Source organism: Salegentibacter sp. BLCTC (genome assembly GCF_015143665.1).
Lineage (GTDB): Bacteria > Bacteroidota > Bacteroidia > Flavobacteriales > Flavobacteriaceae > Salegentibacter > Salegentibacter maritimus.
The window spans coordinates 1-26,135 of the sequence record NZ_WYEW01000008.1 but is presented as its reverse complement, the minus strand read 5'-3'; the positions used below and the strand labels follow the sequence as shown (position 1 = coordinate 26,135).

Sequence of the window (26,135 nt, the reverse complement as noted above, 5' to 3'; positions counted from 1 at the left end):
ATTTTAAATTAGTGGGTCTTCTGTCATTAATTCAGGTTGCTCAATACCCATTAACTTCAGGACTGTGGGTGCAATATTTCCAAGTTTCCCATTTTTAATAGATTTTACATCTTTATCTAATAAAATTAAAGGTACCGGGCTTGTGGTATGGGCCGTATTTGGACTGCCATCTTCATTAATCATAATTTCGCTGTTTCCGTGATCGGCAATTATAATTACCGAATAATCATTTTCCTGGGCAGCTTCGGCAACATCTTTTGCACATGAATCTACGGTTTCACAGGCTTTTACTGCGGCTTCAAACACACCGGTGTGGCCTACCATGTCTGGGTTGGCGAAATTCAGGCAAATAAAATCAGCCGATTCTTGTTTGAGTTCAGGAATAATTTTATCCCTAATTTCAAAAGCACTCATTTCCGGCTGAAGATCGTAAGTGGCTACTTTAGGTGAGTTGCACATTAAGCGTTTTTCACCTTTAAAGGGTTTTTCACGACCACCGCTAAAGAAAAATGTAACGTGAGGATACTTCTCGGTTTCAGCAATCCTAATTTGCTTTTTACCCATATATTCCAGTACTTCCCCCAGGGTAGACTTAATATTGTCTTTTTTGAAAACTACATTTATGCCTTCAAAACTATCGTCGTATTTAGTAACTGTTACGTAATATAACGGCATTTTCTTCATATTGTATTCAGGGAAGTCATCCTGTGTTAAAGCCTGTGTAAGCTGCCTGCCACGGTCTGTCCTGAAATTAAAGAAAATAACTACTTCCTTTTCTTTTAAAGTAGCCACCGGTTCACCGGCATCATTAGTCATTACAATAGGCTCTATAAATTCATCGCTTACATTATTTTTATAACTTTTAGCAATGGCATCTGTTGCATTAGTAGATTTTGTGCCTTCTCCTTTGGTTATAAGATCGTAGGCTTTTTTTACCCTTTCCCAACGCTTATCGCGGTCCATGGCATAGTAACGTCCAATTACGGAAGCTAATTTTCCATTCGTTTTCTCCAGGTGTTGCACTATTTCTTCAATAAAAGCTTTTCCTGAATGCGGGTCTACATCACGGCCATCGGTAAAAGCATGTACATATTTTTCTTTAACACCAAATTCTTCCGCAGCTGATAATAATCCTTTTAAGTGATTTATATGGGAATGTACTCCACCATCACTTAAAAGCCCCATAAAATGAATAGGCTTATTATTTTTTATAGCATAATTAAAAGCTTCCTCCAATACGGGTTCATCTTTTAGGGTATTTTTTTCTACGGCCATGTTAATTTTTACCAAATCCTGGTAAACAATACGGCCGGCACCAAGGTTCATATGTCCTACTTCGCTATTTCCCATTTGTCCGTCTGGCAACCCAACCTGCATGCCGTCGGTGCGTAGTTCGGCGTGGGGATAATTCTCCAGGATATTATCCATAAAAGGAGTATTTGCTTTGGCAATAGCTGAAACGTCTGGGTTTTGCGTAATTCCCCATCCGTCTAAAATCATTAGTAGGACTTTCTTATTCATAATATTAGTTAATTTGGGGATAAAGATAAAAACAAATTGCCGGTATGCTAAACCCATCCCAAATAATGTTTTCCTAAATCTTGTTTTAGAATCTTCCTGGTAGCCTTTTGATATCTAATTTTTAATACCACACTCCCATTAAGTTTTAAAATTTTAACACTAAATATTTTATTTTGGAATACTTTTTTATGCTATCTATCGTTCTTTAAAAAATGCTGATTTTGAATATAGTGTGCTGAAAATTAATTCTATAGGTTGTAAAATGTTAAAGTTTATGATCTAAAAGCTTAATTTCTAGATTAAAGAGAATATTTTGTAAGTTGGCATTACCTTTGGAATAATTTAAGAGAATATTAATTATAAAACAACGTGTATGATTTATAGACTTCTGACTGTATTTAGCGTTTTAACCTTCTCTTTCGCTTTTACAACCACAGATGATTTAAAAACTAAACTTACTTCTTCAAAAACTGAAGCGGTTCTTGCTTCGATTCCGGAAAACGGTAAAAATTTAAGTTTTGAAGCAAAAGTCGCTAATCTTTATAACGAATTTTCTACAAATAATATCAGTATTCCTACCATGCCGGTTTTTTCAAAGGCAATAAAAGGCTATGACCAATTAGAAGAAAAGGGAAAAGTAGGTAAGAAAATACTTACCGTGATAGATTTCGGTCTTTCCTCTACTAAAAAAAGAATGTGGATTATGGATATGGAAACAAAAAAAGTATTGTTTAATACTTATGTTTCCCACGGAAAAAATACCGGTGGTGAGTTTGCTACCAAATTTTCAAATACTGTAAACTCCCTGCAAAGTTCACTTGGTTTTTATGTTACTGCCGAAACTTATTATGGTAGAAATGGGCTTTCACTTTTTATAGATGGTATGGAAAAAGGCTTTAATAGTAATGCGCGTAAGCGTTATGTTGTAATTCACGGGGCAGATTATGCCGAGCCAAATTTTATTGACAAAATTGGAAGATTAGGAAGAAGTTATGGTTGCCCTGCGGTTCCCAACACTATTGCTAAAGAAGTTATAGATACTATTAAAGAAGAATCGGTAGTTTACATTCATAAAAATAACAAAGAATACCTTGAGAAATCTACGCTATTAAATAGTTAGTTTTTAGTGAGTAATTTATAGATGGCAGCATCTCTTTTGTAGACATCTTCTACAAAACGGGTGCTGCCGTTTTCATTCCAGACGGTCCAGTACAGATGGTGCACATTTACCTGCTGGGTAATCTTAATAGTAGTGGTTTTTCCCGAATTTAAAATTTCTTCAATTTTCTTGTCGTCATATTTTGGTTGGTCGCTTAGTAACATTTTTGCCAGCTCTAAAACATCCTGTACCCTAACACAACCCGAACTTTGTGCCCTTAAATTTTTATTGAAAAGCGATTTGGAAGGTGTGTCGTGTAAATAAATCATATATTCATTGGGGTAGATAATTTTTACTAAACCCAATGGATTGGTAAGCCCCGCTTCCTGTCTAAAAGTATAGGCTTTTACTTTAGAAGAAGACCAATCTATCTCATGCGGGCTCATTTTTTGACCACTTCGGTTAAAAATGCTAAAGTTTTTCCTAAGTATATAATCAGGGTCTTTGGTTGCTGCGGGAATGACATCTTTAGTTTTTATGGTAGGGGGAATCGTCCAGGTTGGATTGTAAACAATATGTTCTACTCTATCAGAGAAAACCGGGGTTTTCCTGGCCTCGGTGCCCACCATAGTACGATGTGTAGCCAGTGTATCTCCGTTTTTCACCAGGTGCAAACGATAGTTGGCAATATTAACAATAATATATTGATCACCCAGGTCTTTGGGATACCAACGCCAGCGTTCCAGGTTTACTAAAATTTGTTCCAGTCTATCCTGGTAGGTTTTATTTAGTGTTTTAATGGTGCCTGCGCCAATAACACCATCGGTTTCAATGCCATATTTCTCCTGAAATTCCTTTACAGCATTTTGTAGCGAGTCGTTGTAGGTAATAAGACTATCGGCAATTTCCTGCTCCCAATACCCTAATTGCTTTAAGCGTCTTTTAATATCGGGAATTCGACTATCTTCTTCATTTAGTTTAATACTTGCTCCTTCTTCAGAAATAAATACCGGGTTTTCTTCTGTTTTTACGAGCTCCCGGTATTCTTTTAAGCTTCGTTTTAAGCCTTTGTAAACCTCGTGTTTGGGTATTACAGAATCTATAGCCGCTAAAATATTGTTTTGTTCAATCCCGTAATTTAACAGCTCCTGAAGGTTTACTTTATTGGTTGCTACTCCCCAAATATCATAAATTTCTTTAGGGTTTAATTTTCCCGAATTATAATCTGAAGTTAGCTTTAAAAAAGCATCAGTGAGGACAATTTCGGTTAAACTACGTTCTTTATCATTTATTCCCGAGAGATTAGCGAGCGATTTTTTTAAATAATCTAAATGATAATCTTTAGGTTCCAGGCCGTCTTCTGTAGCTCTTTCTATGCCCCGGTAAAGATCTTCCCTAAGTGCCCTATCTGTCCAAATGGGTTTGTAGTTGCGTTTGGAGTAAATAGAATCCAATAAATCCTTAAACTGCAATTTTACGGTTCCAACCGCTATGGGCAGGGAAGAAAACCTTTCGGCAATTAAATCGGCCGAAGCTAATTTTTCAACCACTACAGCTTCTTCCTTTTTTGAAGTTTCAATTCCCGGTTCCCTGTCTTCTTTACAAGAAAACAATAACAATAAATTAAGTAGGATTAGTAAATGGGGGAGCTTCATAAAAGAGGAAAAAGTTAGTGTTTTTAGTTAGGCCCTTACATCGCTGTAAGACTTATTTCTGTCAAATTGTACTTCGGCGAACGGGCAAAGCGGTTCTATTTTATAATTGTTTTCGCGGGCAAAGGCTACACTATGTTCCAATAGCCTGGTGGCAATACCCTGGCCTTCCAGCTCGGGTCTAACTTCGGTATGGTCTATAACAATAATATCTCCCGATTTTTTCTGATAGGTTAGCTCGGCGAAAATTCCTTTTTCATCTTTTATAAAAAACATTCCGCGGCTATCGTTTTCGCGATGTTGAATATCCATAGATTACTTTTTGAAAATACCGTCAACAATTCCATAGTCTAAAGATTCCTGGGCATCCATCCAGTAATCCCGGTTAAAATCTTTAAGGATCTTTTCGGGCGTTTGTCCGCAATTTTCAGCCAGGATATTTGCACTTAATTCGCGGGTCTTTAGAATTTCGTTGGCCTGAATTTCAATATTTGAAGCCTGACCTCGCGCACCGCCCATAGGTTGGTGTATCATTACTTTCCCGTGAGGTTGAATAAATCTTCTGCCTTTGGTTCCGCCTGAAAGTAAAATAGATCCCATAGAAGCAGATAAGCCGGTACAAATAGTAGAAACCGGGCTTTCCAGACTTTGCATGGTGTCGTAAATGGCAAACCCATCGGTTACATACCCACCGGGGCTATTAATAAAAAACTGGATTTCATCATTGCCTTGCATATCAAGATAAAGCAGCCTGTCTATAACGTGTTTGGCCGATTTGTCGTTTACTTCACCCCAAAGAAATATTTTGCGTTCTTCAAGGAATTTTGCGTCTATTAGGTCCTGGGTTTTACCGGGTTTATTACTCATAAGAAATTGATTTTAGATATGTTCTGTTAGAAGCCTAAAAATAAGATTTATTTGTGGGAACACTTGTTTTTTAATTCTCCATTTAACAAGAATTTATCGCATAAACTTATTTTATGACTGAATATTAATTAAATAGGCCTGTAGTGTCGAAAAAGTTTAATTTTCCTTTGGAGTTTGAGTAGTTTAAACTTTATATTTGCACCATAAAGGCGGGAGTAGCTCAGTTGGTAGAGCGTCAGCCTTCCAAGCTGAATGTCGCCGGTTCGAACCCGGTCTCCCGCTCAAAGCAAGAAACCTCAACAAAACGTTGGGGTTTTTTTATGCGAAAAAACGCCGAAAACATCGCTTGTAGCATTGTGGGATAACTTTAAAGGGCTGGAGAATATACCGGAATTCATCGATAAAATATGTAACATTTGTAAACTTAAGAGCGTCCCGGTATTGCTCAATAACAGGTGGGAGCTTTTAAAAGCTACAAAAGCCGATGGGGTGCATTTTGATGAAATTCCATCTAAGTACAAAACGATAAAAAAGTCGATTTCCGAAAAATCGCTGGTGGGTTTAACCTGTAATAAAGATCTGGAAATAATTTAATGGGCAATTAACAATCAACTGGATTATATTTCATTTTGTCCCATATTTCCTTCCTCAACCAGTATCAGTTGTGAGCTAGTTGATTTTAAGGTGATTCAAAAGCAAGTTCGCTAACCCAAATGCCTATTTTTTTAGCAGGAGGTATAAAGCCGGAAAATATCAAATTACTTAGAAAATTAGATTTTGATAGTGTAGCGGTTATTTCGGGAATTAAGGGGGCTAAAAATCCTACTGCCACCGCACAAGATTATTATTCAGAATAAAAAAAATAAACTATGAAAATGAGTACAATAAATAAATTGTGCTGTCCTTTTGATAAAAACGATTTAAAACTTACTGAAGTCGCTAAAGATGTAGAAGGGAAAATTATAGAGGGCTTTTTAAGCTGTAAAAAGTGCAGGCGTATTTGCCCGATAATAAAAGGGATTCCAATAATGAACCCCGATGAATACCGGGAACTTAAATAGGAAGCCCCACTTATAGAAAAATGGAGTAAACAAAATGGAAAGACAATAGAAAATTTTAGGCTGGTAGATGCTGAGGTTACCGCTAAAAGTTTGAAAAATTAGATTTTTGAGAGCATAAAAAAATCCGGAAACCAAAAGCTTCCGGATTTTTTTAGTTTTAATACAAAGGCTTTATCCATTCATAGAAATTAAAAACTCTTCATTATTTCGGGTTTGCTTAATCCTATCGTTAATAAATTCCATCGCTTCAATAGGGTTCATATCGGCAAGATATTTACGCAATACCCACATTCTTTGTATGGTATTGTCGTCAAGCAATAAGTCGTCGCGGCGAGTACTTGAAGAAGTAAGGTCTATGGCAGGGAAAATTCTACGATTAGCAATTTTTCGGTCTAATTGCAGTTCCATATTTCCTGTTCCTTTAAATTCTTCGAAAATTACTTCGTCCATTTTAGAGCCTGTATCGGTAAGGGCGGTAGCAATTATTGACAAAGAACCACCGTTTTCAATATTTCGGGCGGCACCAAAGAAACGTTTTGGTTTGTGTAGTGCGTTAGCATCAACACCACCACTTAATACTTTACCACTTGCCGGTTGCACGGTATTATAAGCGCGCGCCAAACGAGTAATAGAATCTAAAAGAATCACTACATCGTGCCCACATTCTACCAGGCGTTTTGCTTTTTCTAAAACAATGTTGGCAACCCTTACGTGCTCGTGTGCTTCTTTATCGAAAGTAGAAGCTACTACTTCCCCGCGTACATTACGCTGCATATCGGTAACCTCTTCCGGGCGTTCATCAATAAGTAAAACTATTTGATAAACTTCAGGATGGTTTGCTGCAATTGCGTTGGCAATATCTTTAAGCAGCATGGTTTTACCGGTTTTGGGCTGGGAAACAATCATTCCACGTTGGCCTTTTCCAATTGGGGAAAAGAGGTCCATAATACGGGTAGATAGGCTGCTTTGCTTTTCGGCAATATTGAATTTTTCCTTAGGGAATAGTGGGGTTAAGTGTTCAAAAGAAACACGGTCTCTCACTACCTGCGGATCCAATCCATTAATTTTATTGATCTTAATTAAGGGAAAGTATTTTTCACCTTCTTTTGGGGGTCTTATTTGCCCTAGTACAGTATCTCCTGTTTTTAAGCCAAACAAACGAATTTGCGATTGGGATACATAAATATCGTCGGGAGAAGTGAGGTAATTGTAGTCTGAAGATCTTAAGAAGCCATAATTGTCTTGCATAATATCCAGAACACCTTCACTTTCAATAATAGCATCAAATTCATAATCAGGTTCGCGGTAGCGGTTTCGGCTATCACGGTTACCTGTTTCACGATTGTTACTTTTATTGCGGGTATCTTTCTTATGGTCGCGGTGGCTGCCCTTCTGATTTTTAGAAGAAGCGTCATCTCTTGTTTCCCTTGGTTTTTGCTCCGTTTTTTTGCTTTCCCTTGCTTTAGAAGATGCCTCTTCTTTTTTGGGAGAATCATTTTTATTGGGAGTATGGGAATCTTTTTTTGTAGGTCGGGTGTCTTTGTTTTCTGCAGCTGTGGCAGTACTTGGAGGTTTTTTATTGCTTCCTATTTTACCTGTTTTCTTGGCCTTTGGCTTTTCCGAAGATTTATCAGGAGCTTTACCTTTTGGAGATTCCTCCTTTTTAGTGTCGTCTGTAAGTGCTTCTTTCGCCTTTTTGGGGTTGGCGGCCTGATAGTCCAGGATTTGATATACCAGATCTAATTTTTTTAAAGTCCTGAACTTTGGGACGTTTAAAGATTTAGCGATATCCTGCAACTCAGGAAGCTTTTTAGCTTTTAATTCTGAAATTTCAAACATGGATAATTAAAAATAAATTTGTGTTTGGGTTGATTGTTGAACTTCGCGAGGAAGAATCGAAAAAAATTTGGAGACTTAAGTAACCTGTTTTGAATTGGTTACGAAATGTTCCTGCAAGTATACAACTTTATTTTAATATTTTAAATAGCATTTTTAAAAAGAATCTTTATTTTTGTTCGCGAATTTCACTGAAAGGTATGTTACAAAGAATTCAAACTATATATTTGCTTATAGCTGTTATTGTAAGTGGCGGGTTAATCTTTGCTTTCTCACTATGGGAAAATTCTGAGGGTGTTGCCCAATATGCGCAAGATTATATTATGGTTTTTATTGCATTTATAGCTTCAGCTTTCTTATCTTTGGTGAGTATTTTTATGTTCAGAAATAGAAAGCTTCAATTTGTGTTGGGGCGTTTAAATATCTTATTAAACTTTTTTTTACTAGGAGTGTTTGTTTATTGGTCGCTAAGCTTACCTGGAGAAATGGATATTTCAGAGAAGGGTATTGGGATGTTTCTTCCAATCATTTCTATCGTTTTTCTTGTTTTGGCCAATAAGGCCATTAAAAAGGACGAAGATCTCGTAAAATCTGTAGACCGATTACGATAAGCCTATCATCTTAGTAGTATTAGTGCGTGAAAACCCGAAGTGAAAACTTTGGGTTTTTTAGTTTTTACAAGTATGATTGTATGAAATAATGAATATAGTAGGGATCAAGAACATTTTCTGGGTTTTGAAGTTTTTAATCGTCATAAAATTAATGCATTACAAATTTCGTTAACCATAGCGACGATGGGGTGTAGTAATCTTTTGATATCGGGTTCCATTGTGCCTCCATCGTAATGACACAGTCTTTCTATTTGCATACTGCCCATTGAGACTGCTCACTGAGACTGCCTACTGCCTACTTACTTTTTAATTCTATTACTTCTAAATCCTTGATTTCCCCTGCATCAATTTTAAATCTAAGCATAGTACGTTTCTTATGAAATCCGTGCTTTCCTGTGGCTCCCGGATTCATATGAAGTAAGCCCAGGCTTTTATCGTTCATAACTTTTAAAATATGGGAATGCCCACTAATAAAAAGTTTAGGCGGATTTCTTTTAATTTCTTCCCTAATGGCAGGTGAGTATTTGCCCGGGTAACCGCCAATATGGGTAATCCAAACATCTACGCCTTCACAATTAAAGCGTTGGTGTAATGGGAATTCCTTTCTTATTTCTGCATCATCAATATTGCCATAAACTGCCCTTAAGGGTTTTACTTTTTTTAATTCATCGGTTATATCGGTAACACCAATATCACCGGCGTGCCATATCTCATCGGCTTCTGCTGCATAATGTAAAATTCTTTCATCTATATGGCTATGGGTATCACTAAGTAATAATATTTTTTTCAAATCGGGGATTGTTTTTATTGGCACCGCCAGAGGGTATAATATCCCTGGGCTTGCCTTTAAATTAAAAATTTGTTTCCAACGAATACCTCGTAGGCTTGCCCAGAGGTAGTTTACTTTTAGAATCATTTTGAAAGCAATGCCTTCAAAGGATTTCAGCTTCTAATAAATGCCTTATCTTTGCAGCTTGCAAATATAAAAATAAAGAACTCTGTTGAGGTATTTTTTAGAATTGGCATATTTTGGAAAAGCGTATCACGGCTGGCAAAATCAGCCTAACGCAATTTCTGTTCAGGAAGAGGTAGAACGAGCTCTTTCGATTGTTTTTCAGGAAAAGACGCCTATAGTTGGCGCCGGAAGAACAGACGCCGGCGTACATGCTAAACAGATTTTTGCGCATTTTGATGTCGATAAAGAACTCAAAAGAGAAACTTTTGTCTTTAAAATGAATTCTTTGCTTCCGGCAGATATCGCTTTAAAGGATATTTTTAGGGTAAAGGCTGATGCGCACGCACGGTTTGATGCTTTAAGTAGGAGTTATGAATATCATATCGTTCAGCATAAAGATCCATTTTTAGAAGATAGAAGCTATTTTTTAAAAAATGAACTAGATGTTGATAAAATGAACAGGGCCGCAGAAATCTTAAAGGATTATACTAACTTTAAGTGTTTTTCGAAGTCTAAAACCGATGTAAAAACCTATAATTGCAAAATTACTGAAGCAGTTTGGAAAACTGAAAATGGTATGTTGGTTTTTTATATTTCAGCCGACAGATTTCTTAGAAATATGGTACGTGCAATTGTAGGAACTCTATTGGAAATAGGTTTTGGTAAACAACCGGTAGAACATATGCACCAGGTTATAAAAAGTGAAGATAGGAGTAGGGCAGGCACTTCGGTACCAGCAAAAGCATTATACCTTACCAGGGTTACTTATCCTGAAATAGTAATAAATTAAATGGCATCTAAAACAGGTAACGCATTCGATTTTGATTTGTTTAAGCGCTTGCTTAAATATACCAACCCTTATAAAGTAACTTTTTACTTTGTGGCGGTTGCTGCTATTTTACTTTCATTCTTTGCGGTTTTAAGGCCTTATTTATTAAAGGTTACTGTAGATGATGCTATTACTCCACAAAATTATGATAACCTCGTTTTTTATGTAGGCTTAATGGCCGGGGTTTTAGTACTGGAGGTTATTTTTCAGTTTCTATTTGTGTATTTCGCCAACTGGTTAGGGCAGGAAGTGGTTAGGGACCTTCGGGTAAACCTCTTTAAACATATGCTCAATTTTAAAATGACTTATTTTGATAAGTCGGCAGTTGGGCGTTTGGTAACTCGTGCAGTAAGCGATATAGAGACTATTGCCAGTATTTTTAGCCAGGGCCTTTTTATGATTATTAGCGATATTTTAAAAATGTTGGTGGTAATAGGCTTTATGTTTTACCAGAGCTGGCAGTTAACCTTGCTGGTTTTAACGGTACTTCCTTTAATTATGTATGCTACGCGTATATTTCAGAAGAAAATGAAAATAGCTTTTGAGGAAGTAAGAACGCAGGTTGCCAATCTTAATACGTTTGTGCAGGAGCGAATTACGGGAATGAAAATCGTACAACTTTTTACCCGTGAAAAAGCTGAATATAAGAACTTTAAAGAGATTAATGATAAGCACCGAAATGCCTGGGTTAAAACTGTTTGGTACAACTCTATTTTCTTTCCTATTGCTGAAATGGCTACTTCGGTAACTATTGGTTTAATTGTTTGGTTTGGAGGTTTAAGGGCAGTTGCAGACGACGGAATTACCCTGGGGGTAATTATTGCTTTTGTGGAGTTATCTCAGTTGTTATTTAGACCCTTACGCCAAATTGCCGATAAGTTTAATACTCTACAAATGGGAATGGTTGCTGCCAATAGGGTTTTTGGAATTTTAGATACAGAATCTTCTATAAGCAATGAAGGTAAAATTGAAGTAAACGATCTAAAGGGCAATTTGGAATTTAAAAATGTACGATTTAGTTATACTGCCGATGAAGAAGTTTTAAAAGGAATATCGTTTAAAGCCAATGCCGGCGAAACTATAGCTATTGTGGGGGCTACCGGGGCAGGAAAGTCTACAGTAATTAATTTGCTGAATCGTTTTTATGAAATAGACAGTGGGCAAATTTTGGTAGATGGTATTGATATTAAAGATATCACACTAGAATCTTTACGATCTGAAATAGCGGTAGTGTTGCAAAATGTCTTTCTTTTTGCCGATACAATTTTAGCTAATATTAACCTCAGTGATCCTAATATTACTGAAGAAGATGTAATTAATGCGGCTAAACAAATAGGGATTCATGATTTTATTAAGACACTGCCCAATGCTTATCATTATAATGTTAAAGAACGGGGAGCCATGTTGTCTTCAGGGCAAAGGCAGCTTATTTCATTTTTGCGGGCCTATATGAGCAATCCCAGTATTTTAATTTTAGACGAAGCTACTTCTTCGGTAGACACCTATAGCGAACTACTAATTCAGGAAGCAACCGATAAAATTACAAAAGGAAGAACTTCTATAGTGATAGCACATAGGTTGGCCACTATTAAAAAAGCCGATAAAATTATGGTGATGGATGCCGGTGAAATTGTAGAAATTGGAACGCATACCGAGTTGCTAAAGAAGAAAGACGGTTATTATAAAAACCTGTATGAAGTTCAGTTTATGGCTGAAGAAAGTCTTTAAAAGAAAGGGGTATTTATAGGTGAACTCTCGAGCAAATGCCTGGGGAGCTTTTTTGGGATAACCCCTATCACAATAATAGCGATTATATAGACTTTAGGGCGCTGCCTTAAATTGGTGGTAAAACTTATAGCAAATCTTCTTTTATTCGGTCTACCAGTTCGTCTGTACTTTCAAACATTACAAATTCGCCATCTCTTACGTAAGAGATTTGCCCGGTTTCTTCACTTACAACAAGAGCTAGTGCATCGGTCTTTTCGGTAATTCCAACAGCTGCACGGTGACGTAATCCAAATCTAAGCGGGATAGACCTATCATTAGAAACAGGTAAAATTACCCGGGTAGCGGTAATTTTATTGTCTTCTATAATCATGGCACCATCGTGAAGAGGTGAGTTTTTGTAGAAAATAGATTCTATAATAGGTTGGTTTAGTTCAATATTCATATCGTCACCAGAGTTTTTAACAAAATCCAGTTTCGTGCTTTTTTGAATAATGATTAATGCACCCGTATAACTATTTCCCATGGCTTCACATGCCGAAATAATAGCATCTACATTTGTGCTGGTTTCTAAATCGCCTTTTAAAAACCTAAGTTGCGTAAAGAATTTTCCCTTTTGTGTAAAATTTGTGGAACCTATCATTAAAAGAAATTTTCTTATTTCCTGTTGAAATACCACAATTAAAGCGAACATTCCCACACCTATAAATTCACCAAGAACACTGCTTAACATCTCCATTTGAAGCACTTCGGTAAGGCTTCCCATAAGATATATAATCACGATACCTATAAAGATATTTACAGCAACCGTTCCTTTTACCAGTTTATATAAATAATATAATAGAAGGGCTACAAATACAATATCCAGTATATCGAGAAAACGAAGATTAATGATATCCAAATTAGTGGGGTTTTTTGTAAAAATAGAAAATATGCTGTTACTTATTAAGCTCTGCAAATAATTTAGCGCATTCCACTGCTTCTTTTACATCGTGAACCCTTAGAATATTGGCACCTTTGCTAAGTGCTATACTGTTTAAGAAAGTGGTGCCGTTTAAAGCCTCTGCTGCCGAAATTTTTAAAGTTTTATAGATCATAGATTTTCGTGATAGCCCCGCGAGTAGAGGCAATTCTAAATTTTTAAAGAGTTCCATTTTTGAAAGCAACTTAAAATTTTGGCCAATATCTTTGGCAAAACCAAAGCCCGGGTCTATAATTAGGTCGTTTATTCCCAGTGCCCTGGCGGCATGTATCCTTTCTGAAAAGTAAAAAAGTATATCCTGTAATAAATCTTCATATTGATTAAGGTCTTTCATAGTTTGTGGGGTACCGCGCATATGCATCATAATATAAGGCACCTGGTATTTGGCTACTGTTTTCATCATTTCATCATCCAGGTGGCCGGCAGAAATGTCGTTAATCATGGCTGCCCCGGCTTCAATACTTTGCCTGGCCACATTTGCCCGAAAAGTATCTACAGAAATCAGTGTTTCGGGGAAATGTTTTAAAATGTTTTCAAGAGCCGGCAGCACTCGGTTTAGCTCTTCTGTTTCTTCAACTTTGGGCGCTCCCGGGGGGGTGCTATAGCCACCAACGTCAATAAAATTTGCTCCATCTTTCAGCATTTTCTCTACCTGCTTAAGAATATCTTTTTCCGAAGTTTTTCGACTTTCGGCATAAAAAGAATTGGGAGTGGTATTTATAACTCCCATTATTTTAGGTTGATTTAGGTCTACAAGCCTGCCTTTACAATTTATGGTCATTTTTTAATTGTTTTACTGGGATTTTCAGGAATTCGAAATTAATAGCTTAGAAATTATAAACTGCGGTTTTAGTATCTGAAATATTTGCACGAAATTTACGCAAATTAGATTTCTTTTATGCAGAATACCTCAAAACAGTATGACGCGGTGGTGGCTACCTGTCGCAGTTTGTTTATCAATAAGATGAAAGATTATGGAAGTGCCTGGCGAATTCTTAGACTTCCATCGCTTACCGACCAGATTTTTATAAAAGCCCAGCGCATAAGAAAACTTCAGGAAAATGGGGTGAGAAAAGTAGATGAGGACGAAAAATCTGAATTTATAGGCATTATTAATTACGCCATCATGGCTTTAATTCAATTAAAAAAGGGCGTAGTTGCCCAGCCCGATCTTGATGTGGAAACAGCAACAAAGCTTTATGATGAAAATATTGCTGAAACCAAGGCTTTAATGATGAATAAAAATCATGATTATGGAGAAGCCTGGCGTGATATGCGGGTTAGTTCTTTAACCGATCTTATTATTCAAAAACTATTACGGGTTAAGCAAATTGAAGATAATAAAGGGAAAACCCTGGTAAGTGAAGGGATTGATGCAAACTACCAGGATATGATTAATTACTCCATTTTTGCAATGATCCTTATAAACGATAGTGAAGCCTAGTTTTTTATAACTTGGGCAGGGAATAATAGTATTTTAAACAAAGCAACATGAAATTATTAGTAGGGATTTCCAGAGTATTGGTTGGTGTATTATTTATTTTTTCAGGATTTATAAAACTCAACGATCCGCTGGGATTTTCTTATAAGTTGCAGGAATATTTTAGCCCTGAAGTTTTAGGGCTTGATTTTTTGGTACCGTTTTCATTGGTAATTGCCATAGTTTTAGTGGTATTTGAACTGGTGTTGGGAATTATGCTTTTAATTGGTTACCTGCCTAAATTTACGGTGTGGAGTTTACTTTTAATGATTGTTTTCTTTACATTCCTTACGTTTTATTCAGCTTATTTTAATAAGGTTACAGATTGCGGATGTTTTGGGGATGCCATTCCCTTAACGCCCTGGCAGTCTTTTATAAAAGATGTAATCTTACTTATTCTTATCCTTATACTTTTCTTTAATAGAAAGTTAATTAGCCCGGTTTTGAATCCCATTTCCCATAGATGGATCATCTTTTTATCTTTTATGCTTTCATTTTGGTTTTGTTATCACGTATTGATGCATTTACCGGTTTTTGATTTTAGAGCCTATAAAATTGGAAATAATATTCAGGAACTAATGGAAGTTCCCGAAGATGCCCAAAAGGCAGTCTATGAATATGAATGGACTTTTAAGCATAATGGGGAAGAAGTAATACTTGTTACAGATGGCACTTACCCTACGCAGGAAGGTGAATTTATTGGGGTAGAAACTACTATGATTGAAGAAGGTTATGTGCCTCCAATTCAGGATTTTGAAATTGAAGTAAATGGCGAAGATATTACCGCTGAAATACTTAATAGCGAAAAGCTTTTTATGGTAGTAGCTTACGATTTGGAGCATACAGAGAAAGAAGGTTTTAAAGCAATACAGGAATTGGCTAAAGAGGCAGAAGGTAAAGACTACCAAATTATTGGCTTAACAGCTTCAAATAATGAAAATCAGCAACAAATAATAGATAAATTTAAACTTGATTTCGAGTTTTATCAGGTAGATAAAAAGGCTTTGCAAACCATGGTGCGATCTAATCCGGGAATTATGGTATTGGAACGTGGTACAATTACACAGAAAAAACATTGGTTTGACGCTGCTGATATAGAATTGTAAGTTATTCGCGATATTTTTTACATTTTTTGTAAAAAGCCAATCTTCATTCGGCTAGTGCTTAGCTATGTTTATACTTATCAATATATTTGTAGGTGAACGGATTTTTTCCGCAGAAATATAAAAATCAACTAAAAATTATGAGAAAAAAGATAGTAGCCGGAAACTGGAAAATGAACAACGATTTGGCTGAAACCCAGGAGTTGCTTTCACATTTAAAAATGCAATTGGTAAAAGAGCCTGAGGCCGAAGTTATGGTAGCACCGGCTTTTACAAATTTGTATTCAGCTTTTGAGAGCTTAAAAGATACGCAGGTACAAGTTGTGGCGCAAAACATGCACCAGGCAGAAAACGGGGCCTACACAGGTGAAGTTTCAGCTAAAATGCTAAAAAGTATTGGGGTAGATACGGTAATTTTAGGCCATAGTGAACGTCGTGCCCACTTTGGGGAAACCAATGAGATACTTGCCGAAAAAGTAAATGCAGCCCTAAAAAGTGGAATGAAAATTATTTTCTGTTTTGGAGAAGAACTTGCAGACAGAAAGAGTGATAAGCATTTTGACCTGGTAGCAAAACAGCTTCAGGAAAGCCTGTACCAAATTTCAGATTCAGATTGGGACAATGTAGTATTGGCCTATGAGCCGGTTTGGGCTATTGGAACCGGAGAAACCGCTTCTCCCGAACAAGCACAGGAAATGCACGCTTTTATCAGAAAGAATATTTCAGATAAATTTAATGACGAAATCGCGCAAAATGTATCTATTCTATACGGAGGTAGTGTAAAACCCGCAAACGCCAAAGAGATCTTTGCAAAAGAAGATGTAGACGGCGGACTTATTGGTGGAGCCAGCCTTAATGCAGTAGATTTTGTTGAAATTATAAATGCTTTTTAATTATGTCTTCTAATTATCTCGAATTCAGGTTCAAAATAGCGCCTCTGCAGCCTGCTTCAGAAATTCTTGTGGCAGAGCTGGGTTACTTAGGGTTTGAGAGTTTTGTAGAAGAAGAAGACGGCATAACTGCTTATATCCCTGCCGAGGAATACGAAGATGATCTCCTGGCAGGGGTTCATATTTTACAATCGGAAGAATTTGAAATCACCTATTCAAAGGGAGAAATAGAACAGGTAAACTGGAATGAAGAGTGGGAAAAGAATTTTAATCCTATTATGGTAGATGATATCTGTAGTGTTAGAGCTCCTTTTCATCCCGCTCCCGAGGTAGAATATGATATTATTATAGAGCCCAAAATGTCTTTTGGAACCGGGCATCACGCCACTACGCACATGATGATTCAGCATATTTTAAAGAATGACTGGGATGATAAAACGGTGCTTGATATGGGATGTGGTACGGGTGTGTTGGCCATTCTTGCAAGTTTAAAAGGTGCAAAATTTGTAGATGCCATCGATATTGATAATTGGTGTTATCAAAATACCCTGGAAAACGTTGATAGAAATGATTGTGACAATATTAATGTTGAAGAGGGCGGGGCCGAGTTATTGCAGGATAGAAAGTACGATATGATTCTTGCTAATATAAATAGAAACATTCTACTTAGGGATATTCCTGTTTATATAGATTGCCTTACAGAAAAAGGGGGGCTTTTTTTAAGTGGATTTTATGAAGAGGATATTCCGATAATTAAAGAGGCCTGTGTGGAGAATGGACTAACATATATAGAGCATTTTGAAAGGAGTAATTGGGTGGCGGTTAAGTTTGTAAAATAATATTTTATAGATAATTTGTATATTTGAGGCCTTAAAATTTAATGGAGATGAGCACGAAAGAGGAAGTATTAGAAGAGGTGAAGACTACCACGCAGAAGGAAAATGAGATCATACTTTATAATGATGATTACAACACTTTTGATCACGTAATAGAGACTTTAATTTACGCTTGTGAGCATACACCGGTGCAGGCTGAGCAATGTGCTATTCTAGTGCATTACAAAGGAAAGTGTACGGTTAAAACAGGCTCGTTTGATGATTTAAAGCCCAGATGTTCTAAATTATTGGAAGAAGGTTTAAGTGCAGAGATTATTTAATTTAAAAAAATCTGGTTTTTGTTTTTAGATTGTAAAAATAATAATATATTTGCAGCCGCTTATCCACATAGGAAAAGCAAGTTTAAAAGGCCTTGTGGCGCAACTGAATAGCGCACCTGATTACGGCTCAGGAGGTTCCAGGTTTGAATCCTGGCAAGGTCACAAAGAAATAGTAAGTTTGACTATAAAAGTCTATAAAAAACCTCGCTAAAAGCGGGGTTTTTTGTTTTCTTATTTATTCAATTTATGATAGCGTTAGCCTAAATCTTGATGCTTTCGGTTTAGAAAATAAAAATCAGACTATTATTTCAATTTGCACACAACTTTTGAGAACGATCTTGGGATACATCAGTTTTTGATATTAACAATTATAATTCTGTTGTATTATAAAAAGTTAATAAAACTCTAATAAACTTAAAATGCTGAAACTGGTGTTAAAGGGTAGGAATGATTAAGAATCCTTATTTAATCATACTATTCAAATGAAAAATATCATTTTTAGTTGTTCATTAAAAATCTATATTTATATCTTTGTTGTTAAAAAAAACTTAAAATTGGATTGGTTTTATTGGTATTTTTAAAATAGAGGTACTCTTTTAAATTCTATAAGTATTTCCATTTTGATTCGCTGGTAAAAAGATAATTCATACACACAATGATTATAGTTTTACTTCTTTCTTCAATATTTGGATTTGTTCTATCCAGTACACTTTTATTAAAAGGCACTACCAATACAATAGCAACCCGAATATTAGGTTGTTTTTATTTGCTTTTATCTCTATATGCTTTACATACCTATATTTATGATGGTGGTTACTTAGAACATTTTCAATGGTTTTTTCTTTGGCCATTACTTTTGTACAATTTTATTTTTATTCCAATCTATTATTATTTTAAGGTTGTTTTAACCGATCGACTCAATTGGCATAAAGCAGAACTTATTTTGTTTATTCCGCTTTTATTGGGCCTGGTAGATGTGGTTTATATATACCTTCAGCCTGCCAGTGTTTATAATAGTATTCTCTCTGAAACAATATCCTCTCCCGAAACAAGACTTAGTGCTCAATATTTGTTGTTAAGACTGGATCAACATCTATTAATAAGACACTGTTGGCAACTGGGTGTTCTGTTGCTTTTATTACCTAAAATTAAATTTTTTATTACGCATGGTGAAGCCGATGCAATGAAGAGTATTCTTAATAAATGGCTTTTAGTTTTTTGGGGGATTTTAATGCTTATGGCTATTCTGGCAATTTTTTATGCATTGGAAAAAATGGCGCTCGTAAAAGTTTTCGACTCCTTGATTATTGTTGGGGAAAAAGGGGGGATTATTACTTTCTTTCTTTATATCGCACTTTTTATTATTGGGGTAATCCCCATTTACTTTCCCAGTATATTATATGGATACCCTCAACGTGCCAGAACCACTTCAAATGGCAACAAAGATGTGAAAATTAACGGGCTTAAATTTGGGTTAGACGAGGAGGGAATGAATTTAAAATTGGAAAAGATAAAACAAAATAAATTATACCTGAAGAAGAATTTTAATCTAACTGAATGCGCAAGAGTGCTCCAGATGCCTTCTCACCATATTTCTTACTTTCTTAAACAACAATATGAAGTGAGTTTTGCAGAATATAAAAATGGTCTGCGAATGGAGTATGCTGAAAAACTCATTAGGGATGGATATCTTGAAAATAATACCATAGAGGCTTTGGCGCAGGAGTGCGGTTTTGTAAGCAGAACTTCCTTTAGTAAAACTTTTAAGAGCCATGTGGAAATAAGTCCCAGTGAATATGCATTAGCTGTTAAATAGCTGTTTATGAACTATTAATTATTCAATCTTTACGTGTCCAAATCGAATTTAGATACGGATTTTGCTGGATTTTAAGAGCTTCAATATTTTTTTTTTGATTTTTTTTGTCTGTTATAAAATTTTGTGCATTTCAATTTTAGATGATGTTTTTTGAGTAGAACCAATCTTTAATCAATTTAAATGCCACCTAATAATTTCATTGGAACTTTAAACCAAACTCAATCTATCTTGTATGAAAAAACTTTTACTTCTTTTTTTTATGATTTTTATCGGCATTTTCAGTTATGCTAAAACCAATCAAATGTCTCCTCATTTAAATATTAGTTTTATTGAGGGCAAATCCTATCTTAGAAATTCTGGTATTTATGATGAGTATCCTTACCTGGATTTAGCGAATAAAGTTTCTGCTAATTTCAATAAAAACGATGCTGATAATACTACTTCAGAAAATTGGAGAACATTCTATTCTGATAATCGAATTGAAATTCAATTCAAATATTCAGAATGTGATGATGTCCAAAACGATAAATACTTCAGTTATTATTTAATAAAAATTAAAAACAAAACCAATAATGCTATTATAGTCAATTACATTTTAGGAGAAAACGAAGGCGATCGGGAAAAATTGAAAGAAATTTCTTTACGGCCTAATGAGGAAATAAATGGAAGTTGTAATTCGAATGATTCTAGACTTAGAATATTTGTTAATGACCGTAAGAATAATGCGAAACCTCAAAAACGCCCTTTTATGATCTCTAAAATTAAAAGCTATGAAATATAAATTACTCTTTATAAATTTTGCTTTCGCTCTTTTCTCTTTTTCTTTAAATGCTCAAACAGTAGATTTTACAACTTCCAAACCTAGCGGAGATTGTGATAATACGAGCGTAGACTTTTATGGAACAGCTAGCAGTACAACTACAGCTACATCTTTTACATTTAATGGTGGGGTACTTCCAACAGGATGGTCATCCTCTCCTTTTGCTGTAGATGCTTCAACATGCCCCGGACAAAATTCTCCTGATAATTCTGCCTATTTTTGGGCTACCGATACAAACGCTCAGGGAATTCGTTTTGTTCAAACCAATGCAGTAGATGTAAGTTTAGGTGGGGATATTGAGTTTTATATTCGATACGGTAATGATGAAGGAAGTGGATGTGAACAACCGGATGCTGCCAACGAGGAAGTTTATCTTCAGTACAGTACAGACGGGGGGAATTCTTGGACTGATATCTATGGAGATTGGGATACTACTGGCACGGGAAGTTTTGCATGGTACAATTGGTACTGGAATTCAATAGCTATACCGGCGGCAGCACAAACAGCAAATACTATTTTTAGATGGTATCAGCCTTCCAATTCAGGTACTACGTTTGATAACTGGGGGCTTGAAGATGTTTCAATTAGTGCTGTACGTCCAGTTACTGTAACAGATTGGTCCTGGGATTTCGGAGATGGTAATACAGCGAACACTCAAGATGCAGCAAATACTTTTGTTTCCACACCAGGTGAAACAAACTATACTGTGACTTTAACAGCAACTTTTAGTGATAGCTCAACTAGCACAGAAACTAAACAATATACTGTTTATGTAGATAATACACCACCCACAGCAACCTGTAATACAACGACGTATGATTTATATACAGACAATGCTTCCTGTACAACTCAATTGCCCGATTTATCTGGGCAGATAGTTGCAAATGATGATTGTAGCACTGTAAGTATTACCCAAATTCCCGCCGCGGGAACTACTTTAAGTGCAGGAAATCATACAGTAGAGTTTGAATTGGAAGATGAAAAAGGAAACAGGACGACCGTTTGCCCTATTTTAGTTGAAGTTATAGATGATCAAGCTCCAAGCTTCACAAATTTCCCTTCTAATGTTGTGGTAAATGTAGATTCCGGAGAATGTGGTGCAGTGGTAAATTATGATACACCTCAAGCTACAGATAATTGCGAATCTAATCCAACGATTACTTTAGAGAACGGTTTAGCCAGTGGTGCCACTTTCCCTGTGGGCCAAACCACAGTAACTTATAAAGTTTCTGATGGAGCCAATAGTATTTCAAGCTCATTTACTGTTACAGTGACAGACAACGAATCACCGACCTTGAGTGTTCAAGATTTAACAAAAAAACTTACTTCTATCAACGGGTTAACGGTACTTGCTACAGATTTTATTACTTCTGTAAATGATAATTGTACCTATACTATTTCCCCAACTAATTTTAATTTTAGTTGCTCTGATATTGGAACACAACAAATTGCTATAACAGTAGAAGATGCTTCCGGAAATCAAACAACCAAAAATGCAAGTATCACTGTAGAGGAACCAGACCCTCTCGTTGAGCCAAGCGAAGGCAATACTATATATTCTACATCCCAGGATTTTGCTGTAATCGATGCAGGCATAATAATCAATTTAACGGACAATGTTGATGGAGCTATCATTTCTATAAATGATAACTTTCAGTCGGGAGATGTTTTAGAATTGCCCACAAGTTTTACTTTACCTTCAGGTGTAACTAGTAGTTATAACCCATCAACCGGAGTTTTAACTATTTCTGGAACCATCACTCCACAGGAGCTTCAGGCTATTTTTCAGAATATCCAGTTCAGTACTACTAACGGCAGTATGCTGCAAAGAGAAATAATATTTAATATTGGAGGGGGGGTATCTAACTCAGATAATAATCATTACTACGAATATGTAAGTGGATCATTTACCTGGAGTCAGGCCAAGGCTGATGCAGCCACAAAAACTTTAAATGGTTTACAAGGTTATCTCGCAACGGCTACTTCAGCTACGGAGAATGAATTTATTCGAACTAAACTATCTGGCGACGGTTGGATCGGAGGGTCCGATAGCTTTTCTGAAATCAATTCTGCAACAGGAAATAACGTTTATAATAATCAAAACGAAGCGGAAGGAAAATGGTATTGGGTTACTGGTCCCGAAGCCGGTACTCAATTTTCAAATGGTTCACAAAGCGTAAATGGTCAATTCGAAAACTGGAACTCTGGAGAGCCTAACAACTCTGGAAGTTCGGAACACGCCCTTCAGATATATTATCAAAATGGTGGTTTATGGAACGACTTGAATGGAGGCAATAGTTCTATGGGCTATATTGTAGAATACGGTGGTCTTGCCGGAGATGAATCTTGTTTTGATTATTCTGCTGCAAAAACTATTGAATTAAACAATGCTCCTGAAATTTCTGAGATAGCAGATATTGAGAACTGTCCTTCAGAATCATACAATTTCACTGTTGACATAACAGATGTTGAAGACCCCCATCAAAACCTAAATGTAACAGCTACTTCAGATAATCAAAACTTAGTGCCAGATGCTAATATTAATGTTGCTCATAATGGGACTAACTATGATGTAACCATAGTTCCTGTTGAAGGAATGCACGCAAGTGCAGAAATTACTATTACAGTTACTGATTCTCAGGGAGCATCATCAACTGAAGGTTTCAATTTTACTGCGATAGATGACGTGTCTCCAGTAGTTATTACTCAAAACATAGTAGTTCAGCTTGATGCTCAAGGAAATGCAACGATTTCACCGGAAATGATTAATAATGGCTCATCAGATAACTGTGAAATAGGCAGCATGAGTCTTGATATCACGCAACTAGATTGTGATAATGTGGGACAAAACGTCGTAACTCTTACTGTAACTGATTTATACAATAATCAATCTTCCGAAACCGCACAAGTAATAGTTGAAGATAATATATTACCTCAGATAATTACTCCTTCACAATTAGTTTTCGAATCCGACCCTAAATTGTGTGGAGCATTAATAGATTTGCAATTTACAACTCAGGATAATTGTGCCAGCACTGGAAACATAGCTTATAACGGAAATGCCGCAGGTGGTCTTGAGGGGTGGAATATTACTGAAAACGGCGGAAATGGCTGGACTGTAAATAGCAACTCTTTCAGAACCTCATATAGTATAGCGAAAAAATCCCAGGTTATAGATTTAATGGCTCAGGGCTATGACAGGTCATTGTTAGAAAGTGAACCGGAAATCTCCATTTCGGAACGTTATCGTGGAGTTGGACCAAATTTCAATGATACTTATGTTTTTAGGATTGAATTAAGAGACAAAACTGGAAATGTTATAGAAGCATTTGATTCCGGTACATTGACTGCAGACAATACCTGGCAAACCGTCTCTAAAACTTTTAATAATTACGGACCTGGTTTGCGATATATATTTATTGAACACGGGGGTAAAGATGCAGAGTATTGGGTCGGGCATTACGGTACGGAAATCGGAAACCTTACTGTTACATTAGATGCTCCTAATGTAACCCCCAACCTGCCAACTCAACAAATTTCTGGTATTCCTTTAACTGAAGAATTTCCTGTTGGAGAAACAGTGAATTCCTACGTTGTAATGGACTATTCAGGTAATAAAACTTCTTCAGCTTTTACGATAAAAGTTGAAGATAATACGTCACCCGAGGTTATAACCAAAGACATTACCGTACAACTGGATGAAAATGGAATAGTTTCAATCATTCCTACAGATGTAGATAATGGTTCTAATGATGCCTGTGGTATTGCAGACCTAAGTTTGGATATCACTGAATTTAGTTGTGAAGATGTTGGTGAAAATACGGTTACTCTTACCGTAACAGACAATAATGAAAATGAAACCACAGCCACTGCAACAGTAACAGTAGAAGATAATGTAGCGCCGGTTGCTTTAACCAAAGACATCACCGTACAACTGGATAAAAATGGAACAGCGACTATCATTCCTACAGATGTGGACAATGGTTCTAATGATGCCTGTGGTATTGCAGACCTAAGTTTAGATATTACTGAATTTAGTTGTGAAGATGTTGGTGAAAACACGGTTACCCTAACCGTAACAGACAATAATGAAAATGAAACCACAGCCACTGCAACAGTAACGGTAGAGGATAATGTAGCGCCGGTTGCTTTAACCAAAGACATCACCGTACAATTGGATGAAAATGGAATAGCGACTATCGTTCCTTCAGATGTGGACAATGGTTCTAATGATGCCTGTGGTATTGCAGACCTAAGTTTAGATATTACTGAATTTAGTTGTGAAGATGTTGGTGAAAACACGGTTACCCTAACCGTAACAGACAATAATGAAAATGAAACCACAGCCACTGCAACAGTAACAGTAGAAGATAATGTAGCCCCGGTTGCTTTAACCAAAAACATCACCGTACAACTGGATGAAAATGGTACAGCTACTATCGCTCCAGCTGATATTGACAATGGCTCTAATGATGCCTGTGGTATTGCAGACCTAAGCTTGGATATCACTGAGTTTGGTTGTAAAGATGTTGGTGAAAACACAGTTATCCTGACCGTTGTGGACAATAACCAAAATGAAACGACGGCCACTGCTACGGTAACAGTAGAAGATAATATCGTTCCTATACCTAATATTGCTAATCTTGAAGATATAGTTGTAAAATGTGAAGTTTTCCCTGGAAGAATTACCGCTCCAACAGCTAAAGATAATTGTTCAGAATTAACTGCGACAACTTCAGATGCGCTAACATACAACGAAATAGGATCTTATGTTATTACCTGGAATTTTGACGATGGGAATGGAAATACAACTACACAGACGCAAAATGTAATTGTAGAACCTTCACCAATAAACGCGGTGACATTTGATGACGCAAGTTTTGAATATAATGGAAATCCCCATAGCCTGGAAGTTAATAACCTTCCTGAAGCCGCCTCTGTTGAGTATTCTATTGTTCCGGAAACAGGAATTCAAAACGGCGCTATAAAAGCAGGGGTGTATACTGTAACGGCAAATCTATTTTCGGGAACTGAAACTTGTCCTGACACCCAATTGACTGCTACACTCACAATCGAAAAAGCTCAGGCAGAGATAAATGCAGATGCTGTTCAGACTTTTACGTATGATGGTACTGCCAAGAATGTAGTAGCAAACTTGAATCATTCAGAAACTGAGTTGACCTATACTCCTCAAAAAGGGTTCGTAGAACCTGGAACTTATGAAATTACAGTGAATTCAGTTGAAACTGAAAATTACTTCGGGACCTCAAAAGAGGTAACTTTAGTGATTGAAAAAGCAGAATTTACGGGAGTTAGTTTTGATGGTAACACTGAGGCTTTTGTTTATAACGGCACAGAGCACAGTATATTTGTATCTGGACTTCCAGAGGGTGCTACGGTAGAATACACCAATAATGGACAAACAAATGCCGGAACTTACGTGGTTACGGCAAAAATTAGCAAACCCGGATATGAGGATCTGCTACTGACTGCCACTATGCTTATCAATAAAGCATCACAAAGCATCACCTTCGATGAGCTTGAAGATAGAAATCAATTATCAGATGAACATTTTCAGCTAAATGCTAGTTCTAATTCAGGTTTACCGGTTACGTATTCTTACACTTATGAATCTGAAAATCCGGCGGCTACCGTTGGCCCAAGAGGTTTTGTGAGAATTCTTGGCGGTGGAGTAATCACAATTACTGCTACCCAGGAGGGGAACCAAAACT

General features: G+C 36.5%; 23 protein-coding genes and 2 tRNA genes. 17 read left to right on the top strand and 8 right to left on the bottom strand.

The window, feature by feature from the left end:
• Positions 1–3: 3 nt before the first annotated feature.
• The gene (gene gpmI, locus GUB10_RS11145) at positions 4–1,521 is read right to left on the bottom strand and encodes a 2,3-bisphosphoglycerate-independent phosphoglycerate mutase (RefSeq protein WP_193711534.1); all 1,518 of its coding nucleotides are present in this window, start codon (positions 1,519–1,521) and stop codon (positions 4–6) included.
• 373 nt (positions 1,522–1,894) lie between these two features.
• Here gpmI and GUB10_RS11140 point away from each other — a divergent pair, with 373 nt between their 5' ends.
• Positions 1,895–2,641 (top strand): murein L,D-transpeptidase catalytic domain family protein, encoded by a 747-nt coding sequence (locus GUB10_RS11140; RefSeq protein ID WP_193711533.1) that lies wholly within the window; start codon positions 1,895–1,897, stop codon positions 2,639–2,641.
• On the opposite strand, the gene GUB10_RS11135 is transcribed toward GUB10_RS11140, so the two are convergent.
• Genes GUB10_RS11135 through GUB10_RS11125 form a run of 3 tightly spaced genes read right to left on the bottom strand, consistent with a single transcriptional unit; the run spans position 2,638 to position 5,139 of the window.
• The gene (locus tag GUB10_RS11135) at positions 2,638–4,275 is read right to left on the bottom strand and encodes a murein L,D-transpeptidase (protein WP_193711532.1); all 1,638 of its coding nucleotides are present in this window, start codon (positions 4,273–4,275) and stop codon (positions 2,638–2,640) included. The genes GUB10_RS11140 and GUB10_RS11135 overlap by 4 nt on opposite strands.
• Positions 4,276–4,302: 27 nt before the next feature.
• Entirely contained in the window at positions 4,303–4,584 is a 282-nt protein-coding gene (locus GUB10_RS11130) for a GNAT family N-acetyltransferase (RefSeq protein ID WP_193711531.1), read from the bottom strand.
• A 3-nt stretch (positions 4,585–4,587) separates the two neighbouring features.
• A complete protein-coding gene (locus GUB10_RS11125; RefSeq protein WP_193711530.1) occupies positions 4,588–5,139 on the bottom strand; it encodes a ClpP family protease in 552 nt (183 codons plus the stop codon).
• A 209-nt stretch (positions 5,140–5,348) separates the two neighbouring features.
• Between GUB10_RS11125 and GUB10_RS11120 the strand changes: the two genes are divergently transcribed.
• The 4 genes from GUB10_RS11120 (at position 5,349) to GUB10_RS11105 (ending at position 6,200) form a co-directional block, all read left to right on the top strand.
• Positions 5,349–5,421, top strand: a tRNA-Gly gene (locus GUB10_RS11120).
• Positions 5,392–5,733, top strand: coding sequence for a thiamine phosphate synthase (locus GUB10_RS16060; protein WP_193711529.1), 342 nt, complete (start codon positions 5,392–5,394; stop codon positions 5,731–5,733). The genes GUB10_RS11120 and GUB10_RS16060 overlap by 30 nt, the downstream gene beginning before the upstream one ends.
• A 119-nt stretch (positions 5,734–5,852) precedes the next feature.
• The gene (locus GUB10_RS16055; RefSeq protein ID WP_193711528.1) at positions 5,853–5,996 is read left to right on the top strand and encodes a hypothetical protein; all 144 of its coding nucleotides are present in this window, start codon (positions 5,853–5,855) and stop codon (positions 5,994–5,996) included.
• An 18-nt stretch (positions 5,997–6,014) separates the two neighbouring features.
• On the top strand, positions 6,015–6,200 hold the full coding sequence (locus GUB10_RS11105) for a Trm112 family protein (protein WP_227740377.1): 186 nt from the start codon (positions 6,015–6,017) through the stop codon (positions 6,198–6,200).
• Positions 6,201–6,371: 171 nt separating this feature from the next.
• On the opposite strand, the gene rho is transcribed toward GUB10_RS11105, so the two are convergent.
• Entirely contained in the window at positions 6,372–8,039 is a 1,668-nt protein-coding gene (rho, locus tag GUB10_RS11100) for a transcription termination factor Rho (protein WP_193711526.1), read from the bottom strand.
• A 197-nt stretch (positions 8,040–8,236) separates the two neighbouring features.
• Between rho and GUB10_RS11095 the strand changes: the two genes are divergently transcribed.
• The gene (locus GUB10_RS11095) at positions 8,237–8,647 is read left to right on the top strand and encodes a DUF4293 domain-containing protein (protein ID WP_193711525.1); all 411 of its coding nucleotides are present in this window, start codon (positions 8,237–8,239) and stop codon (positions 8,645–8,647) included.
• Between the two features lie 295 nt (positions 8,648–8,942).
• Here the strand turns inward: GUB10_RS11095 and GUB10_RS11090 are convergent, their stop codons facing one another.
• Positions 8,943–9,437, bottom strand: a complete 495-nt coding sequence (locus tag GUB10_RS11090) for a metallophosphoesterase (RefSeq protein ID WP_193711524.1) — start codon at positions 9,435–9,437, stop codon at positions 8,943–8,945.
• Between the two features lie 211 nt (positions 9,438–9,648).
• Between GUB10_RS11090 and truA the strand changes: the two genes are divergently transcribed.
• Complete coding sequence (gene truA, locus GUB10_RS11085) at positions 9,649–10,392, top strand: tRNA pseudouridine(38-40) synthase TruA (RefSeq protein ID WP_193711523.1); 744 nt, start codon at positions 9,649–9,651, stop codon at positions 10,390–10,392.
• Entirely contained in the window at positions 10,393–12,159 is a 1,767-nt protein-coding gene (locus GUB10_RS11080) for an ABC transporter ATP-binding protein (protein ID WP_193711522.1), read from the top strand. It abuts the gene before it with no gap.
• A gap of 124 nt (positions 12,160–12,283) precedes the next feature.
• Here the strand turns inward: GUB10_RS11080 and cdaA are convergent, their stop codons facing one another.
• Positions 12,284–13,057 carry a diadenylate cyclase CdaA gene (gene cdaA, locus GUB10_RS11075; protein WP_193711521.1) on the bottom strand — a complete coding sequence of 258 codons (774 nt, stop codon included), beginning with the start codon at positions 13,055–13,057 and terminating at the stop codon, positions 12,284–12,286.
• A 37-nt stretch (positions 13,058–13,094) separates the two neighbouring features.
• The gene (folP, locus tag GUB10_RS11070) at positions 13,095–13,919 is read right to left on the bottom strand and encodes a dihydropteroate synthase (RefSeq protein ID WP_193711520.1); all 825 of its coding nucleotides are present in this window, start codon (positions 13,917–13,919) and stop codon (positions 13,095–13,097) included.
• A 117-nt stretch (positions 13,920–14,036) separates the two neighbouring features.
• Between folP and GUB10_RS11065 the strand changes: the two genes are divergently transcribed.
• The 9 genes from GUB10_RS11065 to GUB10_RS11025 all read left to right on the top strand — a co-directional run.
• The gene (locus GUB10_RS11065; RefSeq protein ID WP_193711519.1) at positions 14,037–14,582 is read left to right on the top strand and encodes a DUF1599 domain-containing protein; all 546 of its coding nucleotides are present in this window, start codon (positions 14,037–14,039) and stop codon (positions 14,580–14,582) included.
• A gap of 47 nt (positions 14,583–14,629) precedes the next feature.
• Positions 14,630–15,724 carry a BT_3928 family protein gene (locus GUB10_RS11060; RefSeq protein ID WP_193711518.1) on the top strand — a complete coding sequence of 365 codons (1,095 nt, stop codon included), beginning with the start codon at positions 14,630–14,632 and terminating at the stop codon, positions 15,722–15,724.
• Positions 15,725–15,861: 137 nt separating this feature from the next.
• A complete protein-coding gene (tpiA, locus tag GUB10_RS11055; RefSeq protein ID WP_193711517.1) occupies positions 15,862–16,614 on the top strand; it encodes a triose-phosphate isomerase in 753 nt (250 codons plus the stop codon).
• Positions 16,615–16,616: 2 nt separating this feature from the next.
• On the top strand, positions 16,617–17,450 hold the full coding sequence (gene prmA / locus GUB10_RS11050; protein WP_193711516.1) for a 50S ribosomal protein L11 methyltransferase: 834 nt from the start codon (positions 16,617–16,619) through the stop codon (positions 17,448–17,450).
• Positions 17,451–17,497: 47 nt separating this feature from the next.
• A complete protein-coding gene (locus GUB10_RS11045) occupies positions 17,498–17,767 on the top strand; it encodes an ATP-dependent Clp protease adaptor ClpS (protein ID WP_193711515.1) in 270 nt (89 codons plus the stop codon).
• Positions 17,768–17,855: 88 nt separating this feature from the next.
• A tRNA-Arg gene (locus GUB10_RS11040) sits at positions 17,856–17,929 on the top strand.
• Between the two features lie 493 nt (positions 17,930–18,422).
• Entirely contained in the window at positions 18,423–19,583 is a 1,161-nt protein-coding gene (locus tag GUB10_RS11035) for a helix-turn-helix transcriptional regulator (RefSeq protein ID WP_193711514.1), read from the top strand.
• Positions 19,584–19,815: 232 nt separating this feature from the next.
• The gene (locus GUB10_RS11030) at positions 19,816–20,364 is read left to right on the top strand and encodes a hypothetical protein (protein WP_193711513.1); all 549 of its coding nucleotides are present in this window, start codon (positions 19,816–19,818) and stop codon (positions 20,362–20,364) included.
• A partial coding sequence (locus tag GUB10_RS11025) for an HYR domain-containing protein (protein ID WP_193711512.1) occupies positions 20,354–26,135 on the top strand: 5,782 nt, incomplete at its 3' end. The genes GUB10_RS11030 and GUB10_RS11025, both read left to right, overlap by 11 nt.